We start from the raw sequence: 17,847 nt of genomic DNA on the forward strand, positions 1-17,847 counted from the left end.
CCGGCGGCTCCCCCTCGGCGCGACAGCGGCCCGGCACCCCCGAGGGAGCCGGGCCGCTGTCCTGTCCGCCGGGTGCGAAGCCACCGGTCAGCGCACGAACACCCCCGCCTGGCTCGCCAGGTCCAGGAAGTACTGGGGCGCCACGCCCAGCACCAGCGTGACCGCCACGCCGATGCCGATCGCCATCCGGGTCAGGGGCGAGGCGAGGGCGACGGTCGGCCCCTCGGGGCTCGGCTCGCTGAAGAACATGAGCACGATCACCCGGATGTAGAAGAACGCGGCGATGGCCGACGAGATCACACCGACCACGACCAGCGGCGCGGCGCCGCCGTCCGCCGCCGCCTTGAACACCGCGAACTTCCCCGCGAAGCCGGACGTCAGCGGAATACCGGCGAAGGCCAGCAGGAACACCGCGAACACGGCCGCCACCAGCGGCGAGCGCCGGCCGAGGCCGGCCCACTTCGACAGGTGCGTCGCCTCGCCGCCCGCGTCCCGCACCAGCGTGACCACGGCGAAGGCGCCGATCGTGACGAACGAGTACGCCGCCAGGTAGAAGAGGACGGACGACACCCCGTCCTCCGTGGTCGCGATCACGCCAGCGAGGATGAAGCCCGCGTGGGCGATGGACGAGTACGCCAGCAGCCGCTTGATGTCGGTCTGGGTGATGGCGACGATCGCACCGCCGAGCATCGTGATGATCGCCACGCCCCACATGACCGGCCGCCAGTCCCAGCGCAGGCCCGGCAGGACGACGTACAGCACGCGCAGCAGCGCGCCGAAGGCGGCCACCTTGGTCGCCGCCGCCATGAAGCCGGTGACGGGGGTCGGCGCGCCCTGGTAGACGTCCGGCGTCCACATGTGGAACGGCACCGCGCCCACCTTGAACAGCAGCCCCATCACCAGCAGGGCGGTGCCGACCAGCAGCAGCGCGTCGTTGCCCATGGTGCCGGCGAGCGCCGGGTCGACGTTGGTGACGGTGCCGTCGACGACGGCCGCGATCCGCGCGTAGGACACGGAGCCCGCGTACCCGTACAGCAGGGCGATGCCGAACAGGGTGAACGCGGAGGCGAACGCGCCGAGCAGGAAGTACTTGACCGCGGCCTCCTGCGACATCAGCCGCTTGCGGCGGGCCAGCGCGCACAGCAGGTACAGCGGCAGCGAGAAGACCTCCAGCGCGATGAAGAAGGTCAGCAGGTCGTTGGCGGCCGGGAAGATCAGCATGCCGGCCACCGCGAACAGCAGCAGCGGGAAGACCTCGGTGGTGGTGAAGCCCGCCTTGACGGCCGCCTTCTCGCTGTCGCTGCCCGGCACGGAGGCCGCCTGCGCGGCGAAGGAGTCGACCCGGTTGCCGTGCGCCACCGGGTCCAGGCGCCGCTCGGCGAAGGTGAACACCCCGACCAGCGCGGCCAGCAGGATCGTGCCCTGCAGGAAGAGCGCCGGGCCGTCGACGGCGATGGCTCCCATCGCGGCGATGCCGGCCTTGGTGGTGGCGTACCCGTCGGCGGCGAGTGCCACGACCGCGGCGAACGCGGCGCACAGCGCCACCACGGCCAGGAAGACCTGGGTGTAGTAGCGGTGTCTGCGCGGCACCAGTGCCTCGACCAGCACCCCGAGGATCGCCGCGCCCACGACGATCAGGGTGGGCGACAATTGCCCGTACTCGATCTTCGGCGCGTCGATCTTCGCGATCGGCTCGGTCGCGGCTGCCGCCGTTGTCCACAGGCTGTGGACGGCTGTTGCGCTCACTTGGCCGCCTCCACATCGGGCCGGGGGTCACTCTTCTGTACGTCCGACATGGTCTGCTTGACCGCCGGGTTGACGATGTCCGTGACGGGCTTCGGGTAGACGCCCAGGAACACCAGCAGCACGATCAGCGGGGCCACCACCGCCAGCTCGCGCACCCGGAGGTCGGGCATCGCCGACACCTCGGGCTTCACCGGGCCCGTCATCGTCCGCTGGTAGAGGACGAGGGTGTAGAGCGCGGCCAGAACGATGCCGAACGTGGCGATGATCCCGACCGCCGGGTAGCGCGTGAACGTGCCGACCAGGACGAGGAACTCGCTGACGAACGGCGCCAGACCCGGCAGCGACAGCGTCGCCAGGCCGCCGATCAGGAAGGTTCCGGCGAGCACGGGGGCGACCTTCTGCACCCCGCCGTAGTCGGCGATGAGCCGCGAACCGCGCCGGGAGATCAGGAAGCCGGCGACCAGCATCAGCGCGGCCGTCGAGATGCCGTGGTTGACCATGTACAGCGTGGCGCCCGACTGGCCCTGGCTGGTCATCGCGAAGATGCCCATGATGATGAAGCCGAAGTGGGAGATCGACGCGTAGGCCACCAGCCGCTTGATGTCGCGCTGGCCGACCGCGAGCAGCGCCCCGTAGATGATGCTGACCAGGGCGAGGGCCAGGATGACCGGCGTCGCCCACTCACTGGCCTGCGGGAACAGCCCGAGGCAGAAGCGGAGCATCGCGAAGGTGCCCACCTTGTCGACGACCGCGGTGATGAGCACGGCGACCGGGGCGGTGGACTCGCCCATCGCGTTCGGCAGCCAGGTGTGCAGCGGCCACAGCGGCGCCTTCACCGCGAAGGCGAAGAAGAACCCGAGGAACAGCCAGCGTTCCGTGCCGGTCGCCATGTCCAGCGAGCCGTCGGCCCGGGCCTGGGCGATCTCCGGGAGGGAGAAGTTGCCCGCGACGACGTAGAGGCCGATCACCGCGGCCAGCATGATCAGACCGCCGGCCAGGTTGTAGAGCAGGAACTTCACCGCGGCGTACGACCGTTGGGTGGCCGCCACCTTCTCACCGTGCTCATGGGCCCGGTCCCCGAAGCCGCCGATGAGGAAGTACATCGGGATCAGCATGGCTTCGAAGAAGATGTAGAAGAGGAAGACGTCGGTGGCCTCGAAGGAGATGATCACCATCGCCTCGACCGCCAGGATCAGTGCGAAGAAGCCCTGGGTGGGCCGCCACCGCTTGCTGCCGGTCTCCAGCGGGTCGGCGTCGTGCCAGCCCGCCAGGACGATGAAGGGGATGAGGACGGCGGTGAGCGCGATCAGCGCCACCGCGATGCCGTCCACGCCCAGCTCGTACCGCACCCCGAAGTCCGCGATCCAGGAATGGGATTCGGTGAGCTGGTAGCGCGCGCCGTCCGGGTCGAAGCGGACCAGGACGACGATCGCCAGGGCCAGCGTGGCCAGGGAGAAGAAAAGCGCCAGTGCCTTGGCGGCGTTGCGCCGGGCGGCCGGGACGGCGGCCGTGGCCACCGCTCCGATCGCCGGGAGCGCCGCCGTCGCTGTCAGCAGAGGAAAGGACATCGGTATCAGACCGCCCTCATCAGCAGGGTCGCGGCGACCAGCAGTGCCGCACCGCCGAACATCGAGACCGCGTACGACCGCGCGAAGCCGTTCTGGAGCCTGCGCATCCGTCCGGACAGGCCGCCGACCGAGGCCGCCGTGCCGTTGACGACACCGTCGACCAGCGTGTGGTCGACGTAGACCAGGGACCGCGTGAGGTGCTCGCCGCCGCGCACCAGGACGATGTGGTTGAAGTCGTCCTGGAGCAGATCGCGGCGGGCGGCCCGGGTGAGCAGCGAGCCGCGCGGGGCGACGACGGGGACCGGGCGGCGGCCGTACTGGGCCCAGGCGACGGCGACGCCGACGACCATGCAGGCCACGGTCGCGCCGGTGACCGTGGCCGCTCCCACCGGGGAGTCTCCGTGGTCGAACCCGGTGATGGGCTCCAGCCAGTGCAGGAAGCGCTCGCCGATGCTGAAGAACGCGCCGGCGCCGACCGACCCGACGGCCAGCAGGATCATCGGGATCGTCATGACCTTGGGCGACTCGTGCGGGTGCGGCTCCGCGTGGTCGCCCCGGGTGTCGGCGGCGGGCTCCACGCCGGGCTCGGCCGGCGACGGGGTGGCCCGGTTGCGCCAGCGCTCCTCGCCGAAGAACGTCATCAGCATCACGCGCGTCATGTAGTAGGCGGTGATGGCCGCGCCGAGCAGGGCCGCGCCGCCGAGGATCCAGCCCTCGGTGCCGCCCTTGGCGAACGCCGCCTCAATGATCTTGTCCTTGGAGAAGAAGCCGGACAGGCCCGGGAAGCCGATGATCGCGAGGTAGCCGAGGCCGAAGGTGACGAAGGTGACCGGCATGTACTTGCGCAGGCCGCCGTACCGGCGCATGTCGACCTCGTCGTTCATGCCGTGCATGACGGAACCGGCGCCGAGGAACAGTCCCGCCTTGAAGAAGCCGTGCGTCACCAGGTGCATGATCGCGAAGACGTAGCCGATCGGGCCGAGGCCGGCGGCCAGCACCATGTAGCCGATCTGCGACATGGTCGAGCCGGCCAGCGCCTTCTTGATGTCGTCCTTCGCGCAACCGACGATCGCACCGAACAGCAGCGTGACCGCGCCGACGACGGTGACGACGAGCTGTGCGTCGGGCGCCCCGTTGAAGATCGCGCCGGACCGGACGATCAGGTAGACGCCCGCCGTCACCATGGTCGCCGCGTGGATGAGGGCGGAGACCGGGGTCGGGCCCTCCATCGCGTCACCGAGCCAGGACTGCAGCGGCACCTGGGCGGACTTGCCGCACGCGGCCAGCAGCAGCATCAGCGCGATGGCGGTGAGCTTGCCCTCCGAGGTGTCGCCGACCAGCCCGGGCTCCTCCTGGGTGCCGAGCACCGGGCCGAAGGCGAAGGTCCCGAACGTGGTGAACATCAGCATGATGGCGATCGACAGGCCCATGTCGCCGACGCGGTTGACCAGGAAGGCCTTCTTCGCCGCGGTGGCCGCGCTGGGCTTGTGCTGCCAGAAGCCGATCAGCAGGTAGGAGGCGAGACCGACGCCCTCCCAGCCGACGTAGAGCAGCAGGTAGTTGTCGGCGAGGACCAGGATCAGCATCGCCGCGAGGAACAGGTTCAGATAGCCGAAGAAGCGGCGGCGGCGCTCGTCGTGCTCCATGTACCCGACCGAGTACAGGTGGATCAGCGAGCCGACGCCGGTGATCAGCAGCACGAACGTCATCGACAGCTGGTCCAGGCGGAACGCGACGTCCGCCTGGAAGCCCTCGACCGGGATCCAGCTGAACAGGTGCTGGGTCAGCGTCCGGTCCTCGGCGCTCCTGCCGAGGAGGTCGCCGAAGAGGATCAGGCCGAACACGAAGGAGACGGCCGACAGGAGCGTGCCGATCCAGTGGCCGACGGCGTCGAGCCGACGGCCGCCGACCAGCAGGACGGCCGCTCCGAGCAGGGGCGCCGCGATGAGCAGCGCGATCAGGTTCTCCACGATTCTTCCGACCCCTTACAGCTTCATCAGGCTGGCGTCGTCGACCGAGGCCGAGTGGCGGGCGCGGAACACCGACACGATGATCGCCAGTCCGACCACGACCTCGGCCGCGGCCACGACCATCGTGAAGAAGGCGATGATCTGGCCGTCGAGATTGCCGTGCAGCCGGGAGAAGGCGACGAGCGCGAGGTTGCAGGCGTTGAGCATCAGCTCGACGCACATGAACAGCACGATCGCGTTGCGCCGGATCAGGACACCGCTCGCGCCGATGCTGAACAGCAGGGCGGCGAGATACAGGTAGTTGACCGGGTTCACTTCGACGCCTCCTCGGTCCGCTGGAAGTGCGGCGGCTCGATCTCGGTCCGCTCCAGGCGGTCCTCGGCGCGCTGCTGCAGCGTCTTGAGATCGCTCAGGGCCTCGGCGGACACGTCGCGGATCTGGCCGCGCTCGCGCAGCGTCCTGCTGACCGTGAGCTCCGCCGGGGTGCCGTCGGGCAGCAGGCCGGCGATGTCGACGGCGTTGTGCCGCGCGTACACGCCGGGCGCCGGCAGGGGCGGCACGTGCTTGCCCTCGCGGACCCGCTGCTCGGCCAGTTCCCGCTGGGTCCTGGCGCGCTCGGTGCGCTCGCGGTGGGTGAGCACCATCGCGCCGACGGCCGCCGTGATGAGCAGGGCTCCGGTGATCTCGAAGGCGAAGACGTACTTGGTGAAGAGCAGGGTGGCCAACCCCTCCACGTTCCCGCCCGAGTTGGCCTGGCCGAGACCGTTGAACTCCGTCAGGGAGGCGTTGGCGATGCCCGCGATCAGCAGGACGGCGAACCCGAGACCGCACAGCAGGGCCAGCCACCGCTGGCCCTTGAGGGTCTCCTTCAGCGAGTCCGCGGCGGTCACACCGACCAGCATCACCACGAACAGGAACAGCATCATGATCGCGCCGGTGTAGACGACGATCTGCACGATGCCCAGGAAGTAGGCGCCGTTGGCGAGGTAGAAGACCGCCAGGACGATCATGGTGCCGGCCAGGCAGAGCGCGCTGTGCACGGCCTTCCTCATCAGCACCGTGCCCAGCGCGCCGAGCACCGCGACGGTGCCGAGCACCCAGAACTGGAACGCCTCACCGGTGGAGGTGGTGTAGGCGGCGAGCTGTGCGCTCATCGGCCGGTCACCTCCTGCGAGGCGGGCTCGTTCTCGCCGGAGTCGGCCGCCGCTTCCTGCGGGGCCTCCCCCTTGGAGACGGCCGCCTGGCGCTCGGTGCCCGGCGCGGCCTCCGTCACCAGGCCCCGGTAGTAGTCCTGCTCGTCCGTGCCCGGGTAGATGGCGTGCGGCGTGTCGACCATGCCCTCTTCGAGCCCGGCGAGCAGCTGCTCCTTGGTGTAGATGAGGTTGGCGCGGCTGGAGTCGGCCAGCTCGAACTCGTTGGTCATCGTGAGCGCGCGCGTGGGGCACGCCTCGATGCACAGGCCGCACAGGATGCAGCGGGCGTAGTTGATCTGGTAGACCCGCCCGTACCGCTCGCCCGGCGAGTAGCGCTCCTCCTCGGTGTTGTCCGCGCCCTCGACGTAGATGGCGTCGGCCGGGCAGGCCCAGGCGCACAGCTCGCAGCCGACGCACTTCTCCAGGCCGTCCGGATGGCGGTTGAGCTGGTGCCGTCCGTGGAACCGCGGAGCCGTGGTCTTCTTCTGCTCCGGGTACTGCTCGGTCAGCCGCTTCTTGAACATGGCCTTGAAGGTCACGCCGAACCCGGCGACGGGGTTCATGAAGCCGGGCTTCAACTGCTCGCTCTCCTTGGGCTCCTCAGCCATCGGACGCCTCCTTTCCATCCAGCGATCCGTCACTCACAGTGTCCGCCCCACCACTGACAATCAGCTCCCGCTCCCGGCTCGGGCGGCGCCTAGGCACCGGGGGCAGCTCCTGACCCGGCAGCGGCGGCACGGGGAACCCGCCCGCCATCGGGTCGAACGCGGCCGGCGGTTCGGCGGCATGCTCGGCCGCCTGGGTCTTCTCGCGGAACATGTCGGCGATGACGGAGACCAGCAGCAGGACCAGCACACCACCGCCGACGTAGAGCGCGATGTCGGCGAAGTCGTAGTTCTCGTTGCGCAGGGTCCGCACCGTCGCGACGAGCATCAGCCAGACGACCGAGACGGGGATCAGGACCTTCCAGCCGAGCTTCATCAGCTGGTCGTAGCGGACCCGGGGCAGGGTGCCGCGCAGCCAGATGAAGCCGAACAGCAGCAGCTGCACCTTGATCGTGAACCAGAGCATCGGCCACCAGCCGTGGTTCGCGCCCTCCCAGAAGGTGCTGACCGGCCAGGGAGCCCGCCAGCCGCCCAGGAACAGCGTGGTCGCCACCGCCGAGACCGTCACCATGTTCACGTACTCGGCGAGCATGAACATCGCGAACTTGATCGACGAGTACTCGGTGTTGAAGCCGCCGACCAGGTCGCCCTCGGACTCCGGCATGTCGAACGGCGCGCGGTTGGTCTCGCCGACCATGGTGACGATGTAGAGGATGAAGGAGACCGGCAGCAGGAGGATGTACCAGCGGTCCTGCTGCTGCTCCACGATCGTCGACGTCGACATCGAGCCCGAGTAGAGGAACACCGACGCGAACGCGGCACCCATGGCGATCTCGTACGAGATCATCTGCGCGCAGGAGCGCAGGCCGCCCAGCAGCGGGTAGGTCGACCCGGAGCTCCACCCGGCGAGCACGATGCCGTAGATGCCCACCGAGGCCACCGCGAGGATGTAGAGCATCGCGATCGGCAGGTCGGTGAGCTGCATCGTGGTGCGGTGGCCGAAGATCGAGATCTCGTTGTCGGCCGGGCCGAAGGGGATCACGGCGATGGCCATGAAGGCCGGGATGGCCGCGACGATCGGCGCGAGGACGTACACCACCTTGTCGGCGCGCTTGACGACGACGTCTTCCTTCAGCATCAGCTTCATGCCGTCGGCGAGGGACTGCAGCATGCCCCAGGGGCCGTGCCGGTTGGGGCCGATGCGCAGCTGCATCCAGGCGACGACCTTGCGTTCCCAGACGATGGAGAACAGCACGGTCAGCATCAGGAAGGCGAAACAGAACACGGCCTTGATGACGACCAGCCACCACGGGTCGCGGCCGAACATCGAGAGGTCTTCTGCGGCGAGGTACGGGCTCATGCCTCCACCTCCTGGGGGGCTTCGGCGGCGGTCAGGGCCGGGCCGATGCGGACGAGGGACCCGGGGACCGCGCCGGTGTCGGAGGCGACGCCCCCGCCGGCGGAGTTCAGCGGCAGCCAGACCACCCGGTCCGGCATCTCGGTGACCTGGAGCGGGAGCCGGACCTCACCGGCCGGCCCGGTCACGGCCAGCAGATCACCGTCCTTGACGCCCGCCTCGGCGGCCGTGGCGGCCGACACGCGTGCGTGTGCGGCGTGCCGGGTCCCGGCGAGCGCCTCGTCGCCCTCCTGCAGGACGCCCTGGTCGAGCAGCAGCCGGTGTCCGGCCAGCACCGCCTCACCGGCCGCGGGCCGCGGCAGCGCGGCCGCGCCCTCCACCGGTTCGGTGGCGCGGGCGCCGTCCCACAGGCCGAGCCGGTCGATCTCCGCGCGCGTGGTGCGCAGGTCCGGCAGGCCCAGATGGATGTCCATGGCGTCGGCGAGCATCTGCAGCACGCGCCCGTCGGTGGGCGCGAGGCGCCGGGTCATCTGCTCCGGTTTGAGTGCGGCGTCGAAGAACCGCACCCTGCCCTCCCAGTTGAGGAAGGCCCCGGCCTTCTCCGGCACCGCGGCCACCGGCAGTACGACGTCGGCGCGCTCGGTGACCTCGCCGGGCCTCAGCTCCAGCGACACCAGGAAGCCCACCTCGTCCAGCGCCGCACGCGCGCGTGCCGGATCCGGGAGGTCGGCGATCTCGACGCCGGCCACGACCAGCGCCTGCAGTTCGCCGCCCACGGCGGCCTCGATGATCTGGCCGGTGTCGCGGCCGTAGCGGTGCGGGAGTTCGGCGACGCCCCAGGCGGCGGCGACCTCCTCACGCGCGCGCGGGTCGGTGGCCGGACGGCCGCCCGGCAGCAGCGACGGCAGCGCGCCCGCCTCGACCGCGGCCCGCTCGCCGGCCCGGCGCGGGATCCACACCAGCCCGGCACCGGTCGACCGCGCGGCCCGCAGCGCGGCCGTGAGCCCACCGGGCACGGCGGCCAGCCGCTCTCCCACGACGATCGCGGCGCCCTGGGCGCGCAGCCCCTCGGACGCCCGGGTGCCCGCCTCGTCCAGGCCGACTCCGCCGGCCAGGGCGTCCAGCCACTCGGTCTCGGTGCCGGGAGCGGCCGGCAGCAGGGTGCCGCCCGCCTTCTCCAGGCCTCGGGTGGCGTGCGTGGCCAGCGAGAACACCTGCATGCCGCGCTTGCGCCAGGCCTTGCGCAGCCGGAGGAAGACGCCGGGTGCCTCCTCCTCGGACTCGAACCCGACGAGGAGGACGGCGGGTGCCTTCTCCAGAGCGGAGTACGTCAGGCCCGTACCGTCGAGGTCACGGCCGTGTCCGGCGACCCGGGCGGCGAGGAAGTCGGCCTCCTCACCGCTGTGCACGCGCGCGCGGAAGTCGATGTCGTTGGAGTCGAGCGCCACGCGCGTGAACTTGCTGTACGCGTAGACGTCCTCCACGGTGAGCCGGCCGCCGGTCAGCACACCGGTGCGGCCGCGCGAGGCCAGCAGGCCCTGGGCGGCGATCTGCAGCGCCTCCGGCCAGGACGCCGGCTCCAGCTCGCCTTCCGCGTTGCGGATCAGCGGCGTCTGCAGGCGGTCCCTCTGCTGCGCGTAGCGGAACGCGAAGCGGCCCTTGTCGCAGATCCACTCCTCGTTGACCTCGGGGTCGTCGGCGGCGAGCCGCCGCATGACCTTGCCGCGCCGGTGGTCGGTGCGGGTGGCGCAGCCGCCGGAGCAGTGTTCGCAGACCGACGGCGAGGAGACCAGGTCGAAGGGGCGGGAGCGGAACCGGTAGGCCGCGGAGGTGAGGGCGCCGACCGGGCAGATCTGGATGGTGTTCCCGGAGAAGTACGACTCGAAGGGGTCGCCCTCGCCGGTGCCGACCTGCTGGAGCGCGCCCCGCTCGATCAGCTCGATCATCGGGTCGCCGGCGATCTGGTTGGAGAAGCGGGTACAGCGGGCGCACAGCACGCACCGCTCGCGGTCGAGCAGCACCTGGGTGGAGATGGGCACCGGCTTCTCGTAGGTCCGCTTGCGGCCTTCGAAGCGGGACTCGGCGTTGCCGTGCGACATCGCCTGGTTCTGCAGGGGGCACTCGCCGCCCTTGTCGCAGACCGGGCAGTCCAGCGGGTGGTTGATGAGCAGGAGCTCCATCACACCCTTCTGGGCCTTCTCGGCGACCGGCGAGGTGAGCTGGGTCTTCACCACCATGCCGTCGGTGCAGGTGATGGTGCAGGACGCCATCGGCTTGCGCTGGCCCTCCACCTCCACGATGCACTGGCGGCAGGCGCCGGCGGGGTCGAGGGCCGGGTGGTCACAGAACCGGGGGATCTCGATGCCGAGTTCCTCGGCGGCCCGGATGACCAGGGTGCCCTTGGGCACGCTGATCTCGGCACCGTCGATCGTCAGCGTCACCAGGTCTTCCGGCGGGACCGCCGCCTCGCCGCTCCCGGAGGGAGCGCTGCTGGTCACTGTCATGCGTTCACCTCCGTACGGTCGGCCCAGGCCGTCGACTTGGCCGGGTCGAAGGGGCAGCCGCGGCCCGTGATGTGCTGCTCGTACTCCTCGCGGAAGTACTTGAGCGAGGAGAAGATCGGCGAGGCGGCGCCGTCGCCGAGGGCGCAGAAGGACTTGCCGTTGATGTTGTCGGCGATGTCGTTGAGCTTGTCGAGGTCGGCCATGGCGCCCTTGCCGGCCTCGATGTCCCGCAGCAGCTGCACCAGCCAGTAGGTGCCTTCGCGGCAGGGCGTGCACTTGCCGCAGGACTCGTGGGCGTAGAACTCGGTCCAGCGGGTCACGGCCCGCACCACGCAGGTCGTCTCGTCGAAGCACTGGAGTGCCTTCGTGCCGAGCATGGAGCCCGCGGCGCCCACCCCTTCGTAGTCGAGGGGGACGTCGAGGTGCTCGTCGGTGAACATCGGGGTCGAGGAGCCGCCCGGCGTCCAGAACTTCAGGCGGTGGCCGGGGCGCATGCCGCCGCTCATCTCCAGCAGTTGGCGCAGGGTGATGCCGAGGGGTGCCTCGTACTGGCCGGGGCTGGCGACGTGGCCGCTGAGGGAGTAGAGCGTGAAGCCGGGCGACTTCTCGGTTCCCATCGACCGGAACCAGTCCTTGCCCCGGTGCAGGATCGCGGGAACCGACGCGATCGACTCGACGTTGTTCACAACAGTCGGGCACGCGTAGAGGCCCGCCACCGCAGGGAAGGGGGGACGCAGCCGCGGTTGACCACGGCGGCCTTCGAGGGAGTCCAGCAGCGCGGTCTCCTCACCGCAGATGTACGCGCCGGCGCCGGCGTGCACGGTGAGGGTCAGGTCGAGTCCGCTGCCCAGGATGTTCTCGCCGAGGTAGCCCGCCGCGTAGGCCTCGCGCACGGCCTCGTGCAACCGCCGCAGAACGGGGACGACCTCGCCCCGCAGGTAGATGAAGGCGTGCGAGGACCTGATGGCGTGACACGCGATGACGATGCCCTCGATGAGGCTGTGCGGGTTCGCGAAGAGGAGCGGGATGTCCTTGCACGTCCCGGGCTCCGACTCGTCGGCGTTGACAACCAGATAGTGTGGTTTTCCGTCTCCCTGGGGGATGAACTGCCATTTCATCCCCGTCGGGAATCCCGCGCCGCCGCGCCCGCGCAGTCCGCTGTCCTTGACGTACGCGATCACGTCGTCCGGTGACATGGCGAGCGCCTTGCGGAGTCCCTCGTACCCCTCGTGCCGTCGGTAGACGTCGAGCGACCAGGACCGGTCCTCGTCCCAGAAGGCCGACAGCACGGGTGCGAGCAGCTTCTCGGGGCCGGTGTCTTTCAGCTCGGGTGCCAAGGTCATCACTCCCCCTCCTCGGCGGTGGGCCCGGCCGGGTGGGCGGGGTCGGAGGCCGATGTGTCCTGCGGCGCGTCATGCGAACTGAGGTGCTCGGTCGGCGACGGCTCGTGCACCGTGCCGTCCCGCGGCCCCTCGTGCGGACCGCCGTCGCGTGGATGGACCACGCGCGCGGGTGCGGTCTCGCCCCTGGCCAGGCGGAGGCCCACCAGTGACGGCGGTCCCGCACTCCCGCTCGCCTCGACGGCCCCGTCCCGCTCGTCGGGGAAGCCGGCCAGGATCCGCGAGGTCTCCTTGAAGGTGCACAGCGGCGCCCCGCGGGTCGGCGAGACGGTCCTGCCGGTGCGCAGGTCGTCCACCAGCCGCCTGACGCTCTGCGGGGTCTGGTTGTCGAAGAACTCCCAGTTGACCATCACGACCGGCGCGTAGTCGCAGGCCGCGTTGCACTCGATGTGCTCCAGGGTGATCTTGCCGTCGTCGGTGGTCTCGCCGTTGCCGACGCCCAGGTGCTCCTGGAGCTCCTCGAAGATCGCGTCGCCGCCCATCACGGCGCACAGCGTGTTGGTGCACACGCCGACCTGGTATTCACCGGACGGCTTGCGCCGGTACATGGTGTAGAAGGTGGCGACGGCGGTGACCTCGGCGGTGGTCAGGCCGAGCATGTCCGCGCAGAACCGCATCCCGGTCCGCGTGACATGTCCCTCCTCCGACTGCACGAGGTGCAGCAACGGCAGGAGCGCGGACCGGGAGTCGGGGTAGCGGGCGATGATCTCGCGCGCGTCCTCCTCCAGCCGGGTCCGGACGTCGTCCGGGTACGCGGGTGCGGGCAGCTCGGGCATGCCCAGTCCGACGCCGCGGTCCGAAGATGAGGTGGTCACCGGTCGACGCCTCCCATCACGGGGTCGATGGACGCGACGGCGACGATGACGTCGGCGACCTGGCCGCCCTCGCACATCGCCGCCATGGCCTGCAGATTGGTGAACGACGGGTCGCGGAAGTGGACCCGGAAGGGCCGGGTGCCGCCGTCGGAGACGGCGTGCACACCGAGTTCTCCCTTGGGCGACTCGACGGCCGCGTACGCCTGTCCCGGCGGTACGCGGAAGCCTTCGGTCACCAGCTTGAAGTGGTGGATCAGGGCCTCCATGGAGGTGCCCATGATCTTCTTGATGTGGTCGAGGGAGTTGCCGAGCCCGTCCGGTCCCAGGGCGAGCTGGGCGGGCCAGGCGATCTTCTTGTCGGCGACCATGACCGGGCCGGGCTGGAGCCGGTCCAGGCACTGCTCGACGATCCTGAGCGACTGGCGCATCTCCTCCAGCCGGATCAGGAAGCGGCCGTAGGAGTCACAGCTGTCGGCGGTCGGCACCTCGAAGTCGTAGGTCTCGTAACCGCAGTAGGGCTGTGTCTTGCGCAGGTCGTGGGGCAGGCCCGTGGAGCGCAGGATCGGGCCGGTGGCGCCGAGGGCCATGCAGCCGGCCAGGTCCAGGTAGCCGACGTCCTGCATGCGGGCCTTGAAGATGGGGTTCCCGGTGGCGAGCTTGTCGTACTCCGGGAGGTTCTTCTTCATCTTCTTCACGAACTCGCGGATCTGGTCCACCGCGCCGGGCGGCAGGTCCTGGGCGAGTCCGCCGGGCCGGATGTACGCGTGGTTCATGCGCAGGCCGGTGATCAGCTCGTAGAGGTCGAGGATCATCTCGCGGTCGCGGAACCCGTAGATCATGATCGTGGTCGCGCCGAGCTCCATGCCGCCGGTGGCGATGCACACCAGGTGGGAGGAGAGCCGGTTCAGCTCCATCAGGAGCACCCGGATGATCTCGGCGCGCTCGGTGATCTGGTCCTCGATGCCGAGGAGCTTCTCGACGGCGAGGCAGTAGGCGGTCTCGTTGAAGAAGGACGTCAGGTAGTCCATGCGCGTGACGAAGGTGGTGCCCTGCGTCCACGTGCGGAATTCCAGGTTCTTCTCGATGCCGGTGTGCAGGTAGCCGATGCCGCACCGGGCCTCGGTGACGGTCTCGCCCTCGATCTCCAGGATCAGGCGGAGCACCCCGTGGGTGGAGGGGTGCTGGGGGCCCATGTTGACGACGATGCGTTCGTCGTCGGCGCGGGCCGCGGACTGGACGACCTCGTCCCAGTCGCCACCGGTGACCGTGTAGACGGTGCCCTCGGTGGTCTCCCGAGGGGAAGCGCTGCTCATGACTGCCTCCCGAGGGGAGTCGTTGAGGGGTGGTGGCCGGGCGACGGGTGGGCACTCACGAGTACGACCTCCGCTGGTCCGGGGCCGGGATCTGCGCGCCCTTGTACTCGACGGGAATGCCGCCGAGCGGGTAGTCCTTGCGCTGCGGGTGGCCCTGCCAGTCGTCCGGCATCATGATCCGCGTGAGGGCCGGGTGGCCGTCGAAGACGATCCCGAAGAAGTCGTAGGTCTCACGCTCGTGCCAGTCGTTGGTCGGGTAGACGGAGACCAGCGACGGGATGTGACGGTCGCCGTCCGGGGCGCTGACCTCCAGGCGGATCAGCCGGTTGTGGGTGATCGAGCGCAGGTGGTAGACGGCGTGCAGCTCGCGGCCCTTGTCGTGCGGGTAGTGGACGCCGCTGACGCCGGTGCACAGTTCGAAGCGCAGGGCGGGGTCGTCGCGCAGGGTCCGGGCGACGCGGACCAGGTGCTCGCGTTCGATGTGGAAGGTGAGCTCGTCGCGGTCGACGACCGTCTTCTCGATGGCGTTGCCGGGCAGCAGGCCCTGTTCCTCCAGGGCGCCCTCCAGCTCGTCGGCGACCTCGTCGAACCAGCCGCCGTAGGGGCGGCTCGCCGGGCCGGGGAGTCGGACGGAGCGGACCAGTCCGCCGTAGCCGGAGGTGTCGCCGCCGTCAGCGGCGCCGAACATGCCGCGCTGGACGCGGATCTCCTCGCCGCCCTGGCCGCGCTGGCCCGGCAGGTTCGAGGCGCTGAGGTCCTTCTCGGGGTTGGCGCCGCCCGCGCCGTTGGCGTCACTCACCGCAGCAGCCCCTTCATCTCGATGGTGGGCAGGGCCTTGAGCGCCGCTTCCTCCGCCTCGCGGGCCGCCTCCTCGGCGTTCACGCCCAGCTTGGAGTTCTGGATCTTGTGGTGCAGCTTGAGGATCGCGTCCATCAGCATCTCCGGCCGTGGCGGGCAGCCGGGGAGGTAGATGTCGACCGGGACGATGTGGTCGACGCCCTGGACGATCGCGTAGTTGTTGAACATGCCGCCGGAGGAGGCGCACACGCCCATGGAGATGACCCACTTCGGGTTGGGCATCTGGTCGTAGACCTGCCTGAGTACCGGCGCCATCTTCTGGCTGACCCGGCCCGCGACGATCATGAGGTCGGCCTGGCGCGGCGAACCGCGGAAGACCTCCATGCCGAAGCGCGCCAGGTCGTACCGTCCGGCGCCGGTGGTCATCATCTCGATGGCGCAGCAGGCCAGGCCGAAGGTGGCGGGGAAGACGGACGCCTTGCGCACCCAGCCCGCGGCCTGCTCGACGGTGGTCAGCAGGAAGCCGCTCGGCAGCTTTTCTTCGAGTCCCATGTCGTTAAAGGCCCCTCAGTCCCATTCCAGGCCGCCGCGCCGCCATACGTACGCGTACGCGACGAAGACGGTGAGCACGAAGAGCAGCATCTCCACGAGCCCGAAAACACCCAGGGCGTCGAAGGTGACGGCCCAGGGGTAGAGGAAGACGATCTCGATGTCGAAGACGATGAAGAGCATCGCCGTCAGGTAGTACTTGATGGGGAAGCGCCCGCCGCCGGCCGGCGTGGGGGTCGGCTCGATGCCGCACTCGTAGGCCTCAAGCTTGGCGCGGTTGTACCGCTTCGGACCGATCAGCGTGGCCATCACCACGGAGAAGATCGCAAAGCCTGCCCCGAGGGCTCCCAGTACGAGGATGGGCGCATACGCGTTCACCGCTCCTCGCTCCCTTCAGTCGGCACTGACTGGTGGCGGTTCTGCGGGCCCGCGGTCCGCCTCAACTGCCCCACGAACCCCGCCCGTCCCGGCGAAGATCGAGAACATGTGAAGCAGGTCACAAGCCCAACTGCCACGCATCTTATGCCCGAGGCTCTGTGATCTGCGACACGGGGTATTACCTGAGCTTTGTGATCTCTGCCACCTGACGAAGGATCATGAAGTCATATCAGCGGTGATCTTCGCACGCGAAGCGTCAGAGTGGTCACAACAAGTGACATTTTTGTTCATCGCCGCAGCTCGGGAGGGGCGTCTCCATATCAAGATGGTTCCGGCGCATGCAAATTGGCCTTGGACATCGGCCCTTGATAGAGGAGCGCGTTCACACCCCGGAGGGAGCCGGGCGACAGGTGTGGACGGAGGCGAGCCGGGCAGGAGCGTGTGCACACGTTCACGAGCGCGGCATGCGGCGCGATACGCCGCGCGAGACGCAGCCCCGCCGGTAACCGTTCCGTGACCTCGGACACATTCGCACGGGCCGCGAGAAAGCCGGGCTTGGCCAACCACCCTCACCGGTGGTAAGCGCGGGGCAATTGGGACGTAACGACGAAAGCCCATGATCACAGGCATGATCACCAGAGTCCGCAATGTCCGTTAAGGCGTCAATAAAGAAGCTGCGGACCGGGAGTTGGGCGGTCGATTGAACAATTGTGGCGCAGCACACGTTTCTTGAAGGTATGGAGCAGCCCCTGGTACCGCTTGTACCCATGTCCCACACCGCTCACATACGTAGCCACCGGAAGCCCCGCCCTCGCAGCGCGTCGACGATCGCGATGCGGGCGGGCGTGGCCGGTGGCATCCTCAGCACCGTCGGCGTGGCCGGCGCGTCCACCGCGGCGAACGCGGCCGAGCCGGTGACGCAGACGCTGGAACTGCCCACGCTGACGGCGGACCTGAGCGCTCAGGTCGCCGAGTCCGCCGCGGCCATGGAGCAGGCCGCCGCGAACTACCAGCTGCAGGCCGAGCGTGACGCGGCGGCAGCGGCAGCGGCCGAGCAGGCCGCGAAGGACCTCGCCGAGGCGAAGAAGGCGGAGGCGCGCAAGCAGGCCGCCGAGGACGCCCGCAAGGCCGCCGCCGAGCGGGCCGCGCGCAGCGCGGAGCGGGCCACCCTGTCCGCCTCGTCGAACACGACCGTCAGCGCGCCCGCCAGCGGCAGCGTGGCCACGGTCATCTCCTTCCTGAAGGCGCAGCTGGGCGACGCCTACGTGCTGGGCGCGACCGGCCCCAACGCGTGGGACTGCTCCAGCCTGGTCCAGGCCGCCTTCCGGCAGGTCGGGGTCGACCTGCCGCGCGTCTCGCAGGACCAGTCCACGCGGGGCACCGAGGTGTCCCTGTCCAACCTCCAGGTCGGCGACATCCTCTACTGGGGCGCCAAGGGCTCGGCGTACCACGTCGCCGTCTACGTGGGCAACGGCCAGTACCTGGACGCGGCCAACCCCTCCAAGGGCGTCGTCATCCAGGACCTGTCCGGTTACCCGGCGTCGGGCGCGGTGCGGGTGCTCTGACGGCGCCACAACCTGTCGACGCCACAGGCGTTCGGCGCCACAGGCGTCGGCGAAGGGCCTTGGCCGCTCAGCGGCCGAGGCCCTTC

The 17,847-nt window shown here is 69.7% G+C and carries 15 protein-coding genes; 1 reads left to right on the forward strand and 14 read right to left on the reverse strand.

Annotated features, from left to right (window positions below; genetic code table 11):
* Positions 1-87: 87 nt before the first annotated feature.
* The 14 genes from nuoN to ACSLTV_RS03680 are packed head-to-tail and all read right to left on the reverse strand — an operon-like array spanning position 88 to position 16,196.
* On the reverse strand, positions 88-1,746 hold the full coding sequence (gene nuoN / locus ACSLTV_RS03615; RefSeq protein ID WP_432134306.1) for an NADH-quinone oxidoreductase subunit NuoN: 1,659 nt from the start codon (positions 1,744-1,746) through the stop codon (positions 88-90).
* Positions 1,743-3,314, reverse strand: coding sequence for an NADH-quinone oxidoreductase subunit M (locus ACSLTV_RS03620; protein ID WP_432134307.1), 1,572 nt, complete (start codon positions 3,312-3,314; stop codon positions 1,743-1,745). Before ACSLTV_RS03620 ends, nuoN begins: the two co-directional genes overlap by 4 nt.
* Before the next feature lie 5 nt (positions 3,315-3,319).
* The gene (gene nuoL, locus ACSLTV_RS03625; protein ID WP_432155490.1) at positions 3,320-5,284 is read right to left on the reverse strand and encodes an NADH-quinone oxidoreductase subunit L; all 1,965 of its coding nucleotides are present in this window, start codon (positions 5,282-5,284) and stop codon (positions 3,320-3,322) included.
* Positions 5,285-5,299: 15 nt separating this feature from the next.
* A complete protein-coding gene (gene nuoK / locus ACSLTV_RS03630; protein ID WP_432134309.1) occupies positions 5,300-5,599 on the reverse strand; it encodes an NADH-quinone oxidoreductase subunit NuoK in 300 nt (99 codons plus the stop codon).
* Positions 5,596-6,438, reverse strand: coding sequence for an NADH-quinone oxidoreductase subunit J (locus ACSLTV_RS03635; protein WP_432134310.1), 843 nt, complete (start codon positions 6,436-6,438; stop codon positions 5,596-5,598). The genes nuoK and ACSLTV_RS03635 overlap by 4 nt, the downstream gene beginning before the upstream one ends.
* Positions 6,435-7,085 carry an NADH-quinone oxidoreductase subunit NuoI gene (gene nuoI / locus ACSLTV_RS03640; protein ID WP_432134311.1) on the reverse strand — a complete coding sequence of 217 codons (651 nt, stop codon included), beginning with the start codon at positions 7,083-7,085 and terminating at the stop codon, positions 6,435-6,437. The genes ACSLTV_RS03635 and nuoI overlap by 4 nt, the downstream gene beginning before the upstream one ends.
* Positions 7,078-8,442 carry an NADH-quinone oxidoreductase subunit NuoH gene (nuoH, locus tag ACSLTV_RS03645; protein WP_432134312.1) on the reverse strand — a complete coding sequence of 455 codons (1,365 nt, stop codon included), beginning with the start codon at positions 8,440-8,442 and terminating at the stop codon, positions 7,078-7,080. Before nuoH ends, nuoI begins: the two co-directional genes overlap by 8 nt.
* A complete protein-coding gene (locus tag ACSLTV_RS03650) occupies positions 8,439-10,943 on the reverse strand; it encodes an NADH-quinone oxidoreductase subunit G (RefSeq protein WP_435611603.1) in 2,505 nt (834 codons plus the stop codon). The genes nuoH and ACSLTV_RS03650 overlap by 4 nt, the downstream gene beginning before the upstream one ends.
* A complete protein-coding gene (gene nuoF, locus ACSLTV_RS03655) occupies positions 10,940-12,286 on the reverse strand; it encodes an NADH-quinone oxidoreductase subunit NuoF (RefSeq protein ID WP_432155492.1) in 1,347 nt (448 codons plus the stop codon). The genes ACSLTV_RS03650 and nuoF overlap by 4 nt, the downstream gene beginning before the upstream one ends.
* On the reverse strand, positions 12,286-13,158 hold the full coding sequence (gene nuoE / locus ACSLTV_RS03660; protein ID WP_435611604.1) for an NADH-quinone oxidoreductase subunit NuoE: 873 nt from the start codon (positions 13,156-13,158) through the stop codon (positions 12,286-12,288). Before nuoE ends, nuoF begins: the two co-directional genes overlap by 1 nt.
* The gene (locus tag ACSLTV_RS03665; RefSeq protein ID WP_432134316.1) at positions 13,155-14,471 is read right to left on the reverse strand and encodes an NADH-quinone oxidoreductase subunit D; all 1,317 of its coding nucleotides are present in this window, start codon (positions 14,469-14,471) and stop codon (positions 13,155-13,157) included. Before ACSLTV_RS03665 ends, nuoE begins: the two co-directional genes overlap by 4 nt.
* Positions 14,472-14,526: 55 nt before the next feature.
* Positions 14,527-15,270 (reverse strand): NADH-quinone oxidoreductase subunit C, encoded by a 744-nt coding sequence (locus tag ACSLTV_RS03670; RefSeq protein ID WP_432134317.1) that lies wholly within the window; start codon positions 15,268-15,270, stop codon positions 14,527-14,529.
* Entirely contained in the window at positions 15,267-15,821 is a 555-nt protein-coding gene (locus ACSLTV_RS03675) for a NuoB/complex I 20 kDa subunit family protein (protein ID WP_055635348.1), read from the reverse strand. The genes ACSLTV_RS03670 and ACSLTV_RS03675 overlap by 4 nt, the downstream gene beginning before the upstream one ends.
* A gap of 15 nt (positions 15,822-15,836) precedes the next feature.
* Positions 15,837-16,196, reverse strand: coding sequence for an NADH-quinone oxidoreductase subunit A (locus ACSLTV_RS03680; RefSeq protein ID WP_007383963.1), 360 nt, complete (start codon positions 16,194-16,196; stop codon positions 15,837-15,839).
* Positions 16,197-16,933: 737 nt separating this feature from the next.
* Here ACSLTV_RS03680 and ACSLTV_RS03685 point away from each other — a divergent pair.
* A complete protein-coding gene (locus tag ACSLTV_RS03685; RefSeq protein WP_432134318.1) occupies positions 16,934-17,761 on the forward strand; it encodes a C40 family peptidase in 828 nt (275 codons plus the stop codon).
* The last annotated feature ends 86 nt before the right edge of the window (positions 17,762-17,847 follow it).

It is taken from the genome of Streptomyces sp. bgisy159, from assembly GCF_965341775.1.
Lineage (GTDB): Bacteria > Actinomycetota > Actinomycetes > Streptomycetales > Streptomycetaceae > Streptomyces.